This window comes from Salinibacterium sp. G-O1, assembly GCF_030063305.1.
Taxonomy (GTDB): domain Bacteria; phylum Actinomycetota; class Actinomycetes; order Actinomycetales; family Microbacteriaceae; genus Rhodoglobus.
On the sequence record NZ_JASISV010000002.1, the window covers coordinates 917101 to 932503 of the forward strand.

12 protein-coding genes are annotated in these 15403 nt (G+C 64.1%); 6 read left to right on the forward strand and 6 right to left on the reverse strand.

Annotated features, from left to right (window positions below; all coding sequences use genetic code 11):
* The first annotated feature begins 118 nt into the window (after positions 1-118).
* Genes QMG83_RS10885 through QMG83_RS10895 form a run of 3 tightly spaced genes read left to right on the forward strand, consistent with a single transcriptional unit; the run spans position 119 to position 2799 of the window.
* Positions 119-1399, forward strand: a complete 1281-nt coding sequence (locus QMG83_RS10885) for an enolase C-terminal domain-like protein (RefSeq protein WP_283505378.1) — start codon at positions 119-121, stop codon at positions 1397-1399.
* Positions 1389-2360, forward strand: coding sequence for an aldo/keto reductase (locus QMG83_RS10890; RefSeq protein WP_283505379.1), 972 nt, complete (start codon positions 1389-1391; stop codon positions 2358-2360). The genes QMG83_RS10885 and QMG83_RS10890 overlap by 11 nt, the downstream gene beginning before the upstream one ends.
* A 22-nt stretch (positions 2361-2382) precedes the next feature.
* Positions 2383-2799 (forward strand): RbsD/FucU family protein, encoded by a 417-nt coding sequence (locus QMG83_RS10895; protein WP_283505380.1) that lies wholly within the window; start codon positions 2383-2385, stop codon positions 2797-2799.
* A gap of 23 nt (positions 2800-2822) precedes the next feature.
* Here QMG83_RS10895 and QMG83_RS10900 read toward each other — a convergent pair whose 3' ends face one another.
* Complete coding sequence (locus tag QMG83_RS10900) at positions 2823-3692, reverse strand: sugar phosphate isomerase/epimerase family protein (protein WP_283505381.1); 870 nt, start codon at positions 3690-3692, stop codon at positions 2823-2825.
* 182 nt (positions 3693-3874) lie between these two features.
* Between QMG83_RS10900 and QMG83_RS10905 the strand changes: the two genes are divergently transcribed.
* The 3 genes from QMG83_RS10905 (at position 3875) to QMG83_RS10915 (ending at position 7472) form a co-directional block, all read left to right on the forward strand.
* Positions 3875-5380, forward strand: coding sequence for a sugar ABC transporter ATP-binding protein (locus QMG83_RS10905; protein WP_283505382.1), 1506 nt, complete (start codon positions 3875-3877; stop codon positions 5378-5380).
* A 44-nt stretch (positions 5381-5424) separates the two neighbouring features.
* Positions 5425-6411 carry an ABC transporter permease gene (locus tag QMG83_RS10910; RefSeq protein ID WP_283505383.1) on the forward strand — a complete coding sequence of 329 codons (987 nt, stop codon included), beginning with the start codon at positions 5425-5427 and terminating at the stop codon, positions 6409-6411.
* Between the two features lie 71 nt (positions 6412-6482).
* The gene (locus QMG83_RS10915) at positions 6483-7472 is read left to right on the forward strand and encodes an ABC transporter substrate-binding protein (protein WP_283505384.1); all 990 of its coding nucleotides are present in this window, start codon (positions 6483-6485) and stop codon (positions 7470-7472) included.
* Positions 7473-7528: 56 nt separating this feature from the next.
* On the opposite strand, the gene QMG83_RS10920 is transcribed toward QMG83_RS10915, so the two are convergent.
* The 5 genes from QMG83_RS10920 to QMG83_RS10940 all read right to left on the reverse strand — a co-directional run bounded on the left by QMG83_RS10920 (position 7529) and on the right by QMG83_RS10940 (position 15387).
* A complete protein-coding gene (locus tag QMG83_RS10920; protein WP_283505385.1) occupies positions 7529-8491 on the reverse strand; it encodes a phosphotriesterase family protein in 963 nt (320 codons plus the stop codon).
* Positions 8491-9984: a xylulokinase gene (gene xylB / locus QMG83_RS10925; protein WP_283505386.1), complete on the reverse strand. Its 1494-nt coding sequence runs from the start codon at positions 9982-9984 to the stop codon at positions 8491-8493. Before xylB ends, QMG83_RS10920 begins: the two co-directional genes overlap by 1 nt.
* Before the next feature lie 105 nt (positions 9985-10089).
* Positions 10090-11724 (reverse strand): fucose isomerase, encoded by a 1635-nt coding sequence (locus QMG83_RS10930; RefSeq protein WP_283505387.1) that lies wholly within the window; start codon positions 11722-11724, stop codon positions 10090-10092.
* An 89-nt stretch (positions 11725-11813) separates the two neighbouring features.
* Complete coding sequence (locus tag QMG83_RS10935; protein ID WP_283505388.1) at positions 11814-14039, reverse strand: transglutaminase TgpA family protein; 2226 nt, start codon at positions 14037-14039, stop codon at positions 11814-11816.
* Positions 14026-15387 (reverse strand): DUF58 domain-containing protein, encoded by a 1362-nt coding sequence (locus QMG83_RS10940; protein WP_283505389.1) that lies wholly within the window; start codon positions 15385-15387, stop codon positions 14026-14028. The genes QMG83_RS10935 and QMG83_RS10940 overlap by 14 nt, the downstream gene beginning before the upstream one ends.
* Positions 15388-15403 lie beyond the last annotated feature (16 nt).

The window sequence follows — 15403 nt, forward strand, 5'->3', positions numbered from 1 at the left end:
TCCTGCTCTGCCGGCTCGCATCTGAAATCGACACTCCCGTCGGGGGCGTCGTAGCCGTCCACGTTGACAGTATAGACATCGGATGTTTACACTTCGAGGGCTGAACGCAAGGAGCCCCATGAGCCGCATCGTCGCCCTCGACACCACCGATATCCGTTTCCCCACCTCCCTGTCCCTGGATGGTTCGGACGCGATGAACCCGGATCCCGACTACTCCGCCGCGTATGTGCGCATCGTGACGGACGCCGACGACGGCATCGACGGGCACGGATTCGTCTTCACGATCGGCCGCGGGAACGACGTTCAGGTCGCCGCCATCGACTCCCTCGCCGCCCACCTGGTCGGAATGGATGTCGAGCACTTTCTCGACGACATGGGCGCCGCGGCGCGGCATCTTGTCTGGGATTCCCAACTGAGGTGGCTGGGGCCCGAGAAGGGCGTGATGCACATGGCCATCGGCGCCGTGATCAACGCCCTCTGGGACATCAAATGCAAACGAGCGGGATTGCCGCTGTGGCAGTTGCTGTCGCGAATGTCGCCCGAGGAGATCGTTGCGCTCGTCGACTTCCGTTACCTCACCAACGCGCTCACCCCCGATGAGGCCCTGCAGATCCTTCGGGCTGCGGAAGCTGGTCGCGACGAGCGCGAAGCCGCTCTTCTCGACACGGGCTACCCGGCATACACGACGACCCCCGGATGGCTGGGCTACTCCGACGAAAAGCTCGCGAGACTGTGCCGCGAGGCAATCGCCGATGGTTTCGTGCAGATCAAGCTCAAGGTGGGCGCGAACCTGGACGACGACATTCGACGCCTTGGTGTGGCTCGCGACACCGTTGGGCCAGACTTTCCGCTCGCGATCGATGCCAACCAGCGCTGGGAGGTTGCCGAGGCCATCGAGTGGGTCGGGGCGTTGGCACAGTTCGACCTGGCCTGGATCGAAGAGCCGACCAGCCCCGACGACATCCTCGGCCATGCCGAGATCGCCCGTGGCGTGCACCCGGTGCGGGTCGCCACCGGCGAGCACGCAGCCAATCGCGTCATGTTCAAACAATTTCTTCAGGCGGAAGCGATGCATGTCATGCAGATCGACGCCGCCCGCGTCGGCGGTGTCAACGAGAACGTCGCGCAGCTGCTGTTGGCAGCAAAATTTGGCGTGCCGGTCTGCCCGCACGCTGGAGGAGTCGGGCTGTGCGAGGCCGTGCAGCACCTTTCGATGTTCGACTTCGTTGCGGTCAGCGGCAGCCGCGAGGGCCGCATGATCGAGTTCGTCGATCATCTCCACGAGCACTTCGTGGTGCCCACCGATGTGCGCAAGGGTGCCTACATGCCACCGCTCGCCCCCGGCAATGGCATGGAAATGCACGAATCGAGCCGTTCCGAGTTCACCTATGCCAACTAACGCGATCACAGGGTTGCCCTTCACTCCGTACGCCTATGGCGCGGCGAACCTGGGAAACCTGTTCCGGGAGATCTCCGACGACGACGCCGAGGAGATTCTGCACACCGCCTGGGATGCCGGCGTCCGATATTTCGACACAGCGCCGCACTACGGGCTGGGACTGTCGGAGCGTCGGTTGGGTGCCTTCCTCGCAACGAAACCGCGCGACGAGTTCGTCATCTCCACGAAAGTGGGTCGGTTGCTGCGCCCCAACCCCGAGGGTGCCGGCTCGCTGGACACCGAGAACGACTTCTGTGTGCCCGCGACCCTCAAGCGCGTCTGGGACTTCTCAGCCGAGGGAATCCAGACCTCGCTCACAGAATCGCTCGAGCGTCTCGGATTAGACCGGGTCGATGTGCTCTACCTGCATGACCCCGAGAAGCACGACGTCAATGCAGCGATCGACGAGGCGCTTCCTGCCCTTGTGTCGCTGCGCGAGGCGGGAACCGTCAGCGCGGTCGGCGTGGGATCCATGTCGACCGAAGCCCTGCTCGCGTGCGCTACGCACAGCGATGTTGACCTGCTCATGATCGCCGGTCGCTACACGCTGGCCGAGCAGCCCGCGGCAGCCGACGTGCTTCCCGTGTGCCACGACAAGGGAATCGGGGTCGTTACCGCATCCATCTTCAACTCGGGCCTGCTGTCAACCGAAAACCCGTCGGCAGGCGGTCGCTACGACTACGGGTCTGTGCCGCCCGAGCTGTGGGAGCGCGTGCTCGCCATCACGGACGTGTGCCGCTCCTTCGATGTTCCCCTGCCAGCAGCCGCGCTCCAGTACACACTGCGCGACAGTGCGGTGCGCTCGGTCGTCGTGGGAGGCAGCCGCCCCACGCACCTGCGCCAGAACGCCGAGTATATGAATTCACCGATCCCCGAGGAGCTCTGGACGGCCCTGGCCGACCGCGGGCTCATCCCGGCCTGACGCAACGAGAGAGGACGCGAGAATGCTTGAAGGAATTCACCCACTGCTCAGCGGCGAACTGCTGCTGCACCTGGATGCGATGGGCCACAGTGACGCGGTAGTCATCGCCGACGCACACTTCCCGGCTGCGGCCCTCAGCAGCCGGATCGTCGTACTGCCCGGCACGACAACGCCGGAGGTCCTGGCCGCGATCCGTACCGTCATCCCGCTGGATGATGACCCCTCTGTTGACCTGATGACATCGGCGGATGGCGCGATTCTTGACGTGCAGAACGAACTCATGGTCGCGGCGGGAACCACCAGCGCGACGACGCGATTCATCGACAGGTTCGCCTACTATGAGGCCGCCCGAGATGCGTTCCTCATCGTGCGCACGGGCGAGACCCGCAAATATGGCAACGCGCTTCTTCGCAAGGGCGTCGTGGGGCACCCACAATGATCCGGGACCCAAAGGCTCGCGAATCAGTGCATGGCGATCGAGTCAACACCATGAATGCGGTCACGGATGAAGCGATTCGCGTGCGCCGCGAGGTCATCCGAGTCTTCCCAGAGGTTGCGCCAAATCGCCAGCGTGTTGCTGAGGTCGGCGTTCACGACCGCGGAGGAGAACGACTCGAAGACCACAGGGCCGTCGTAACCGATGCGAGCGAGGCCCCGGAAGAACCCGTCGAAGTCGACGGTGCCGGAGCCCAGGTACCCACGGTGGCTCTCGCCGATGTGGACGTAGCCGAGCCGATCCCCGGCGTCGAGGACGGCGCCGAACTGATCGGATTCTTCGATGTTCATGTGGTACGTATCCAGGTGAACGGAGACATTGTCGCTCCGAAGCCGATCCAGGTAGGTGACCGCACCGCGCGCGGTGTTGAAGACGTTGGACTCGTACCTGTTGACGACCTCCAGCGAGAGGCGGATGCCGCGCTCGGCGGCCTTGCGCGCCACCCTGTCGATGGCTGCCGCGCTCGCCGCCGTGCCGGCCTCCGTGGGAGGCGCTGGGTACTTGCGCATGGCCGAGTAGATCACGCCACACAGGGTGTCACCGCCCATCGTCGCGACGTGGTCGAGGCATTTCTCGAGTTCGGATTCGCCGCGCGCGACGATCGATGGGTCGGTGCTCGACAGGTCGGTGTGCTCCGTAAGACCCAGCGACGCTGTGACCGCCAGGTCGTTGTCTCGCAGGATGTGCGCGGCCATGCTCGAGTCGAAATGGTCAGGATCCATGAGCGGAATCTCGATCAGGTCGAACCCGGCCGCCTTGGTTCGTTCGATGGCGTTGCGCACCCCGCTCTCGTCGAACGTGCCGGTGAATACGAGTGCGTGAGCGCCTATGAGCATGTTTTTACCTTCGATAAGAGAGCGATTCCCTGACTTGTGATCAAGATGTTATTACACGTCTTTCACTATCCAGGATAATTAGATACATTGAGATACAAGTTACGCTGGCCCGGCCCTCAACCGCCCATCGGACCTCCCCCAGCAACAACCCCGGCACAACCTCCAACGAAGCAGGTAAACGAGTGACTGAACCCATCCTCAAAGTCGAGGGGATCAGCAAAAGCTTCCCCGGCGTGAAGGCCCTCGACAACGTTCACCTTGAGGTTCACCCCGGCGAAGTTCTCGTCCTCGTGGGCGAGAACGGTGCTGGCAAGTCTTCCCTGATGAAGATCCTTTCCGGCATCTACACCAAAGACGCCGGCCGGATCTTCTTCGAAGGCAAGGAAGTCGAGATCGCGAGTCCGCTGCACGCGCAGCACCTCGGCGTGACGATCATCCATCAGGAAATGAACCTGATGTCAGACCTGACTGTCGCCCAGAACATCTACATCGGCCGGGAGCCGATGATCGGCCCCTTCCTCTCGGAAGCGAAGCTGAATAAGACTGCAAGCGATCTGCTCGAGCGGCTGAACATCAACCTCAACGCAAAGCAGCACGTTGGCGAACTCACCGTCGCCAAACAACAGATGGTCGAGATTGCCAAGGCGCTGTCGTTCAACGCCAAGGTGCTCATCATGGATGAGCCAACCTCCGCCCTCACCGACACCGAGGTGGAGGTGCTGTTCACCCTCATCGAGCAGCTGAAAGCCTCTGGCACTGCCATCATCTACATCTCGCACCGGATGGATGAGCTCAAGCGGCTCGCCGACCGAGTGACAGTGCTTCGGGATGGTTCCTACATCGGATCACTGAACAAGGACGAGATCGACATCCCGAAGGTCATCGAGATGATGGTCGGCCGTCACATTGATGAGGGCACCAGGCCGGCAATTCGGGACAAAACGTCGAACGAGACTGTGCTGCGCGTGCGCGGACTGTCGACCAAGTCATTGCTGAGGGACGTATCGTTCGATCTTCACCGCGGTGAGATCCTCGGCTTCGCTGGCCTCATGGGTGCCGGGCGGACAGAGACGGCGCGAGCCATCATCAAGGCCGATCCGACCACGGGCGGAACCGTCGAATATGAGGGAAAGGTCGCGCGGATCAAGCAGCCAGCGGATGCCGTTCGGCTCGGCATCGGTTACCTGTCCGAAGACCGCAAACTGCTGGGGCTGATGCTCGAGCAGGATGTCACCTTCAACACGATCCTCGCGTCGCTGCCTACCTTCACCGACAGCATCGGCATCGTGCGGGATGGGAAAGCGAAAACCATCGCCCGCGACAAGGTCTCGGAACTTCGCATCAAGACCCCTTCCATCGGCCAGATGGTGAAGCTTCTCTCGGGCGGAAACCAGCAGAAGGTCGTCATTGCGAAGTGGCTCGTGCGCGACTGCGACGTGCTGATCTTCGACGAACCGACGCGAGGTATCGACGTCGGTGCCAAAGAAGAGATCTACGCGCTTCTTCAGCTGCTTGCGGCCGAAGGCAAGTCCATCATCGTCATCTCATCCGAGCTCCCAGAGATCCTGCGCGTTGCCAATCGCGTCATCGTCATGGCCGGCGGACGAATCACCGGGGAACTCCACAACGAAGAAGCCAGTCAGGAGAAAATCATGCACCTTGCAACACACGGCGGTGGCGACGAATGAGCCTTCAGACCGATTCCGGACCGTCCACGAAAGGGAAAAAAGACATGACAGTCGCCGCTGAAAAACAGGGCGGAGGAGTTCTGGCCTTCGTCAAGAAGCAGGCGCAGCAGTCGCTCGCGTTCGGCACCCTGATCATCCTGGTGGTCTTCTTCTCGATCGCGAGCCCCGCCTTCCTCACCTGGCCGAACATCTCGGGTGTTTTGCTGGCGACAGCCGTGATCGGCATCCTCGCGCTCGGCACGACCTTCGTCATCATCACGGGCGGCATCGACCTCTCGATCGGTACAGGCATGACGCTTGCGGCCGTCATGACGGGTGTCTTCATCGTGAACATCGGCCTCCCGGTGTGGCTGGGAGTGCTCGGTGGCGTGCTGACCGGCGGTCTGATGGGATTCGTCAACGGGGTCAATATCGCTTTCCTCCGCCTTCCTCCCTTCATCGCGACGCTGGCCATGATGTTGATCGCGCAGGGCCTGTCGCTCATCATCTCCGGCGTTCGCCCGATCTACTTCTCGGGCATCGCCGACGACTTCAAGCTGATCGCACTGGGCACCCTGATCCCCGGGCTCCCCAATGCCGTGCTCATCACGATCGTCGCAGCGCTCATAGCCTTCGTCGTGCTGGGAAAGACGATCCTGGGGCGCTACACGTTCTCTATCGGCTCGAACGAGGAGGCAACGCGACTGTCCGGCGTCAACACCCGCCGATGGAAGGTCATGATTTACACCTTCGCCGGGCTCTTCACGGGAGTTGCCGGAGTCGTCATCGCCTCGCGACTCGACTCAGCCCAGCCTCAGTTGGGCGTCGGCTACGAGCTGCAGGCCATTGCAGCAGTCATCATCGGTGGTACCTCGCTCCTGGGCGGGCGAGGCTCCATCCTCGGAACCGTGATTGGCGCGCTCATTATGAGCGTGGTGATCAACGGCCTGCGAATCATGTCGATCCAGACCGAATGGCAGAACGTTGTCGTCGGAATCGTCATCCTGATCGCCGTCTACTTCGACACGCTCCGCAACCGCGCGAGCGCGTGACGAAGGCCCAGCACCAACCTGTCCAACCGTCGGCGGCACCCGCCGTCACCGATAAATAAAATGGAGTACCAATGAAATACGGTAGAAAACTCGCTTTCGCCGCAATCACAGTCGCCGCTCTCTCGGTAGCCGCCTGCTCGTCAGGTGACACGTCAGGAGGAACCTCAGACGGCTCAGGATCGGGCGACCAGCCCTACATCGCGCTTGTCTCCAAGGGCTTCCAGCACCAGTTCTGGCAGGCAGTGAAGCAGGGCGCAGAGGAGAAGGCCGCAGAGCTCGGTGTGACAGTCACCTTCGACGGTCCGGCCTCCGAGACGGAGGTGGATGCTCAGCTTCAGATGCTGCAGACCGCCATCGACAAGAAGCCGATCGCGATCGGCTACGCATCGCTCGACCCCAAGGCGTGCATCCCCCTCTACGACGCCGCCAAGGCTGCTGGAATCCCCATCGTCGAATTCGACGCTCCGTGCGACAGCGACTATTCGCAGAACCTTTCCGCGACTGACAGCAAAGTAGCTGGCGCTCTCGCAGCCGAGCACATGGCTGATCTGATCGGTGGTTCCGGCGAGGTAGCCATCGTCGGCCACAGCCAGATTAACTCCACCGGTGTGGAGCGTCGGGATGGCTTCGTCGACAAGATCGAAGCTGACTACCCGGACATCAAGATCGTCGACATCCAGTACGGCGACGGTGACCACCTGAAGTCGGCCGACATCGCCAAAGCGATGATCGCCGCGCACCCGAACCTCAAGGGGCTCTACGGAACCAACGAGGGTTCGGCCATCGGTGTCGTCAACGCTGCGACCGAGCTTGGGCTGGAGCCAGGCAAGCTCACCATCATCGGCTTCGACTCCGGTGCAGCGCAGATCAATGCGATCAAGAGCGGCCTCATGGCCGGTGCGATCACCCAGGACCCGATCGGCATCGGAAAGTCCGTTGTTGAGGCTGCCTTCAAGGCATCCAAGGGCGAGAAGCTCGACAAGTTCACCGACACCGGCTCGTTCTGGTACGACTCCACCAACATCGACGACCCCAAGATCGCCGCGGTGCTCTACCAGTAGGACCCACCAGTAAAACCATGGGAGCCCCTCACCATCCGGTGAGGGGCTCCTCTGGGTTACACCGTGTCGAGAAAGTGCGCAGGGTTGGTGACGGTGAGCTGGTGGACCGTCTCGGCGCCGACTAAGTCGCGCAGGCGTGGCAGGTAGCGATCACCCAGGTAGGCCAGCCCCGGCATGCCGCCGTACGAGATGTATCTTGTCGCTCGAGCGACATCGCCCCCGAGGAGAATGCGGTGCTCTCCCCCGCCGACTATCACCCGCTCGGTGAGCTTCAGCAGTTGTTCGTCGGCGAACAGATTCATTCTGGCGGCCCCATCGTAGCCCAGCCACGCACCGCGATCGACGAGCTCGAGATGCAGACCCGCATCGAGCACGCGGTCAGCGTGGGCGAGGACTACGCGGTCTGCCGCGACCCCCTGCGCTTCGAGGATGTCGAGCATCTCGTGGGCAGCCGTGCAGAATTCCAGATGGACCATCACCGGGCGTGAGGTCTCACGATGAGCCGATGCGACGGCATCCAGCGTCTGCCGCTCGAAGCGGGAGATCGCCCAGTAGTCGATGCCGGCCTTGATCACTCCGGCACGCACCGGCTCTCCCGCAGGCGACTGCGCGATGGGCGCGTGAGGGTCGAGGGCGCGCTGACCATCGCTGACGGGCATCCCCTGCTCGATGTCGGCGATAAACAGTGCAGCGCGCGCGTCGGCGTCCAGCGCTCTGAGTGGATGATCGGAGCAGTAATGCGCATCGCGGTGCGCACCGGTAGTGGCGACGATGCGGAGCTGGGTGGCGGCGCTAATGCGTGCCAGAGCGGCAGGGTCGCGCCCCAGACCCACAGGCGTCGCGTCGATCATCGCGGCAAAGCCGCTCTGCCTGAGCAGCAGCGCCTCCGACTGCGACGCCGCCTCGTCGGTGAGCTCATCCCCGACGAGCAAGGGGCTGATCTGGAAAAGGTGCTCGTGATAGTTCGTTGCACCGAGGTCTGAGGCCGGTATGTCCCCGAGCACCGTGCGGATGGCCACTAGCGGCTGCTCCCCGTGTACCAGGGCTCCAGTGCACGATAGGCATCGGTGAATTCCGCGTGGCGCCGAACGTAGTTTCGGTGACGATCGAGGTCTGGTGTGAATTCCGCGATTACTTCGCTCAGGTCGCGAGCGGCCCCGAAGTCGGTGAGTCCGAGCCCGACTGCTCCCGTTACGGCAGCGCCGAGGCTGTTTGCCTCGCTGACCACCGTGCGGCGCCGCACTGGCACACCCCACACATCGGCGAGCAGGCGCAGCAGTGGGTCGCTGGCGGCGGCCCCTCCGACGGCATCGATGCGGTCGATGGTCGCTCCCGCTTCCGCGAACGCCTGGATGCAGCTGAAGAGGTTGAAGGCAACGCCCTCGAGAACCGCGCGGGTGAGGTGCGCGCGTCCGTGGTGACGGCTGAGGCCGACGAAGGCGGCACGGGCATCCGGATTCCACCACGGCGACCGCTCGCCGAGCAGGTAGGGCAGGAAGTACAGGCCGTCAACGTCGTCGGCGACGTCTTCGCTTTCCGCGACCAGCCCGCTCACTCCGGGATTCGCGGGATCGGCCGAGAGCACCTCGCTGATCCAGGCGATGGATGCTCCACCCGCCTGCATTGTCGCCGTGGGCACGAACATCCCGGGAACAACGTGATCGAACGTGAAGGTGCGCATCGCCGGGTCATGCACCGGGGCTTCGCTGGCGAAGGAGATCCAGGATGACGTCCCGAGGCACACGTACGCGCCGTCAGACGGCGAAACGACCCCGGATCCAACTGCGGCAATCGGGCCGTCGCCGCCGCCCATGACCACTCGCACCGAACGTGAGAGCCCCAGAGCCTCCGCCGCTGACGCGCTGAGAGCGCCAACGACGTCGGTCGATTCGCGGATCTCAGGGAAGAGCGCCCGATCCAGTCCAGCGGCGGCAAGCACATCGGCTGACCACTCCCCCGTTTTCTGGTCATAGGCGTTCGTGCCGGACGCGTCAGATCGATCGGTCGCGAGGGTTCCGGTCAGCCGGTGTACGACGTAATCCTTGGCCAGAGCGATGTGGCGCACGCGAGCGAAGGTCTGCGGCTCATTGTCGCGAACCCACATGACCTTCTCTACGGAGTACGTGGGGTCGATCCGGTGCCCGAGGAGCCCGTACGCGTATTCGGCTCCGAGCGCGGCCTTCAACTGTGCGGCCTGCTGGGAACTGCGGCTGTCTGCCCAGATGATCGCGGGACGCACCGGCTCGTAGGCTGCGTCGAGCAACACTGCACCCATCATCTGGCCGCTCACAACGAGTCCGGCCACCGATCCGGGGTCTGTTCCCGAGCTTTCAGTGAGCTGCCGCGTGGCCGACACGACGGCGTTCCACCAGTCCGCCGGGTCCTGCTCGGCGATGCCTCCCGTGGCGAAATGTGCCCCGTACGACACCGTCACCGACGCGAGGAGTCGGCCTTCATCGGTATGGAGCGAAGCCTTGTTGCCGGTGGTGCCGAGGTCGTGGGCGATGAGCATGGTGTCAGACTCCGTTCGTGAGTGGCCCGGTCACGACAACGCCACAGTGCGTACATGTTATTACACGTAGATCCTACGTGTAAGTACAGGAGCTGCGTCCCCGGCCTAGAGCGAAACGTCGCCGATCAGATGCACCTCGACTCCAAGCCGGTCGAAGGCGGCGGCTTTTGCCAGCAGCGCCCTATCGGCCGTCTCGGCATCGGGTGCGTAGACCACCTGAGCGTGGTTCGCCTTGTGGCGTGCCATGAACTGATCGCGCGAGACGCCGTGCAAAACGACGTGCGCGATCGGCCACTCCGGGTTCGTCGCGTCCTTGCGTCGCTGCGTCTCCTCGGCAGGCAAGTCCACGACGGTTCCACGGAAGATGTCGAGGTGCAATCGGCCTTCCGCGATGAACACCCGGCTGATGACGACCTCGCCCGGTTTGGAGACACCGTTGATCGTCGACCCTCCCGCGGGAAAGAACACTGCGCCCTGGCGCCATCCCTCTGCCTTATCCCAACCGCCCAGATGCGACGCCGGCACTGAACCGGAAATCTCGTACACCCACACGAACTGGCCGTCGAAATCCTCACCCCATCGCACGTCATGCAGAGTGTTGTCTGGCACCAGCCCCATGGCGGTCCAGACCCGGTCGGTAACGAGAGCGTCGACCGCGACGCCCTCGTCGGCTTCATTGAAGTGCGGGAACGCTCGCCCTTCGTGCAGGACGCGTGAACCGTCCCGGGATGTCACCGGCGGACGCTCGGTCGTGTTGAGCAGCCCCTCGGCGAGATCCGACGCAGGAACCAGATCTTTCAGACCCTGCTGGTACTGGATGCCGACGGCGTCGAGTCCGAAATCGTCGGCGATGCGCAGCGTTGCGATGTACATCTTGTACTGCCACATCAGCTGCGCCACCGTCAGCTCGGTCGCTTCGTCTGTTCCGAGCCGGAAGGTCATCCCGCGATCTGTCAGCCACGTGCCGACCGCTGCCGCTTCCTCATCAGTGACTGTCAGCATCTCGGCGTACAGCGCTGACTGCGACAGCCGCTCCTTGTACATGCCCAGCGCGTTCAGCAACTCATCGTCGATGATCGCGTTGTACATCCCCATGCAGCCCTCATCGAAAACGCCGATGATGGCCTTGTCTGCCAGAAGCTGGTCGGCCAGCGCGTAGCCAAGTTCCCGCTCGGGACTGTGCGGCAGGTCAGGAAGGTCACGAACGTGCGATGCGTCGTGCGTGATGCTGCCGGTCTGGGTCCACTGGGTGAGACCGTCGATGAACCAGTCGTCGGTAAAGTCCACGCTCCACAGCGACGAGTACTTCTTGTCCATCTTCGTCAGGCCAGCGTTCAGGCCGAGCAAGCCGACCAGCCCCGGCCAGTCCCCCGCGAAGTTGGCGACGGTGAGGATGGGACCCTGGTGAGTGCGAAGTCCAGCAAGAACGTGGTGGCTGTACTGCCACACCGCCTCCGCCACGATCAGTGGAACGTCGGTCGGGATGGTCTTGAAAACTTGGAGCCCCATGCGCTGGCTTGAGATGAACCCGTGCCCCGTGGCAGGGTCGACGCCGTTGGCGCGGATGACGTTCCATCCCAGATTCGCGAGCGCCGCGGTGACATCCGATTCCATCTGCGCCTGTGTCGGCCAGCCCGCGGCGTTGGCCGACTCGCGCAGGTCGCCGCTCGCGATGAGATACGCGGTCTTCGGCGGAGCGGTCGGGCGTGTGGAGGGTGCTGGCAGGATGTACGTGCTCATCTTGGTTCCTTTCATCCGGCGTGGGGTTCGAGGCTCAGAGCACAAAACTCGCAGAACATCCTCGGCTGCGCCGAGATCCACGGTACCCGCTATTCGACCGCCACCAGCCACCGTGCGGCGAGCGATCTCGGAGCGAAAGTTGCCAGAAGGCTGGGGCCCACGCCCGCCGCGCTCCTCAGCGACCGGATGACCGTGTGCACGTCCGCTGGATCGGGAGCGCCATCGTGCTCGGCGAACGCCTCGGCCTCGATCGCACCGCGCAGCCTGGCGAGAGCATCCACTCCCTGCAGCGTGACGTGTCGCCGGAGGTCGTCATCCAGTTGGCGCGGGGTGCGCGCTCTGTCCAGGTCGAGACCGAGATCGTCTGCGGTGTCTCGCAGCTCTTCCCACGCTGCCGCCGCCGATCCGCCAGCCACCTGCCGAAGCCGTCGTGCTCGGCGCACACCCCGCATCACGGCGGGTGAGACGAGCAGAGCGAGCACAACGGCGACCACGAGTATCCACCATTGAGTCGTGCTCGCCGGGGCGCTGGAGCCGATCGATTGCGGGTCATTTCGATCCGGACGACCGTCCGAAGGGAGGTTCGGTCCCACCGTGGCACCGGCGGTGGGGGCGGTGCCAGGAACCGACTCGTCGACGTCCGGAGTGGCGGGGTCATCCACGGAGAGCGGCGCGAATTCGGGCACGAAACCGCGACCGGGGGTCGGCTCGAAGCGCACCCAACCGACGCCGGCGAAATACAGTTCGGGCCAGGCGTGGAGGTTGAAGGTCGTCACCGTGTATTCGGTGGTGCCGTCATCCTGAAGCGAGGCCTGGCCGGGCGTGAACCCGACGGTCACCCGCGCCGGAATCCCGAGGGTGCGGGCCATGGAGGCCATGGCCGACGAGAAGTGAACGCAATACCCAGATTTGGCGGCGAGGAACGGCTCGAGCACGCTCGCGCCCGAGCCGTCGTAGTTGTTGTCGACCGGCGCCTCCTCCGAGTAGACGAAGTCGCCGCTCCGGAAGTAATCCTGAAGCGCGACCGCCTTCTCGAAGTTGCTGGCATTGCCTGCCGTGACTTCGAGCGCTGTGCTTCCCACGACGGCGGGCATGTCGTCCGGCACCACGAGATAGCGCTCGAAGCCAGGCTCGACGGTGGTACCCGCGGCAATGAGCTGTTCTATGGATGGCGCGATCCGGGTGCTCTCGACTGTGTAGTTCTGGCCGCGAGCGCTCGAACGCTGGGTGCGAACAGTCAGCGCATCGGGATCCCACGTCCACGCCCCGACCAGCCCCCTGATGCTCGCCGGAGCGTACGGTGTCGGCAACCAGCGGCTCAGGATATTCAGCACGGAGATGTCGGTGGTGACCTCAGTGACAGGCACGTCCTCGCCGAGGCCGGGAGCCGCACCGATGTCGCGGACATTGTTTTCGGGCGCGATCGTCGGATCTGAGTTTTCCCACGTGCGCCCCGTGAAGTCATCGAGCGCCGTGAGCCTGAGGTACTGCCCGTCCGAGTCGGTGGAGGTGTAGCGCAGCGCGAGCGTGGGGGTGCCGCGGCGAAGGTCATCCCCCAGGGTGAGGATGGGGTTGAGTCCCGTGGAGAACCCGACCGAGGCCCCATTTCCCCCCGCTGGCCCCACCGGCGGTAGCACTACCGGCACGATCAACCCTGCCGCGATGGCGGCCGCCCCGATGCCGATCGCCAAACGGCGACCCGAGCGCTGCGATCGCACGAGCAGGATGGCCAACCACGCCGCCGCGGTCAGCACGAAAAAAAGGCCGCCGCTGAGCGAGGGGCGCACAAAGCTGGGCACCAGCAGCAAAACCAGCAGAGGGACCCCGGTCAGGGTGGGCGCCCTGACCACGAAGGCGAGACCGTCCATCACGACCGCGATGACCGCGATACCGAGACACAGCAGGAACAGGATGCCCTCGTTGGCATTCGCTGGAATCGACTGCGCCGAGATGGATATCACCCCCGCGGTCTGGAGCTCGCCGAAACGCTCGAAGGTCTCCGGGGTGGGGATCAGCGCCAGGATCGACTCAGCCGGGGCGAACATCAGCGTCATCACGAGGAATGCCGTGGCCGCTGCCGCGACGCTCGGCCAGACACGACGAACCGCAAACGAGCGCACGGTGGCGGCCGCCGCAAAGACGATCAGCGCCACAGTCATGATGGCGAACCACCATGCGACATCGGCGATGAGTGAGGTGAGTCCGGCGGCCGCCGCACCCACCCCGAGCAGCATGAGCCCGCTCACCAGCCAGCTCGAAGCGACGCTCGGCGCCACGCGGGCGTCGGCGCGGTCCGCGACCCTAGCGGCCGACATGCGATCGGCCTGACTGGAACTCGACGGCCTCCCACGCTGCAGCGTGGTCGTCATCTGAGCGCACCGGGATGACGATCCATCCGGCATCCGTGAGTCGCTTCGTTGTGACGGGGATTGCCTTCGATAGCCGAGAACCAACAGCGGGGTCGAGGGACCCGAGCCCGGATGCGCCCTGCACCATGAACACGACGGCGACGTCTCCGGGGCGGCGCTGGCGCATCATCCATTCGACGGTCTGTGAGTCTGGATTTCCCACGATCGCGACAATCGGCCCGTTGCTGCCGCGCCCCTTGTCAACCGACCTGCTCATGTCCAGTGCGCTCGTGGACGTGATCGTGAGCCGAAGCTCGGCCAGCTCCGTGAGCAACTCCTCGTCGTGACGGGTGCGGCCGGGTGCGGGATGGCGACCCAGTTGGGGTGGTCCGGACTCCTGCACTTTCACGAGAAACCCGTAACGCCGAAGGTGCACGGCGACGGAGGCAAGCATGCTCACTGCCCACTCGAATGAGTCGCTGTCGAGGTAACCCGTGCGCTCGTCGCCCGAAAGGTCGTCGTAACCGATACCCCTCGTGTCGAGGATGACGCCGGCCTCAGGGAACGAGCGATGCTCCTCCTGCCGCACCATCAGGTCGCCGTGGCGAGCGGTGGCACGCCAGTGCACCCGGCGCATGGCATCACCGGTGCGGTACTCCCTGGTGATCGAGTCGTCAGCGTCGCCCGCCGAGCGCCTCTGCACGATCCGCGCCTCGCCGTCGCCCGCAGACACGCTAAGTGAGGTTTCGGGAAGCGCAACCACCTCAGGGGTGACGACAACCTCTTGCGCCTGACCGACGGAATACGTCGTGGAAGCAAACCCGAACGCGTCGCTGAGGTGCACGACGAACGGTCCGATGTTGAAAATCCCGCGGCGGGGAGGCCGCAGCTCGTACTCCAGCGCTGCGGTGTTTCCGCGGCTGTAGCGAGCTCCCCGCGGCTGCAGACCGAGCAGTTCGCCCACCACCGTGCCACTGCTGACCCACGGCACCTCATCCCACCAGCGCACGCGCAGGGTCGGGGCACCCGTCAGGTTGTGCACCAGCAGCGACACTGTGGCTGTGCTGCCCGCTTCGATGACATGTGGCGAAAAAGATCGTGTCACCGAGAGCTTCGGCCTGCGAACGCGAACCAGAACGAGGGCGATCAGGGGCAGAGCGGCCAGCGCAATGGCCACATAAAGCAGCTGCTGAAAGCCCAAAACGTACGCGACGACGAAGGCGATGGCGGATGCCACGACGAAGGCCACACCGCGCTGCGTCAGCCCCACGCGGCGAAAGCCTGCGGTGATGCCACCCCTCGTCTTTCGTCGCATAGGTCGGGCTCCCTGC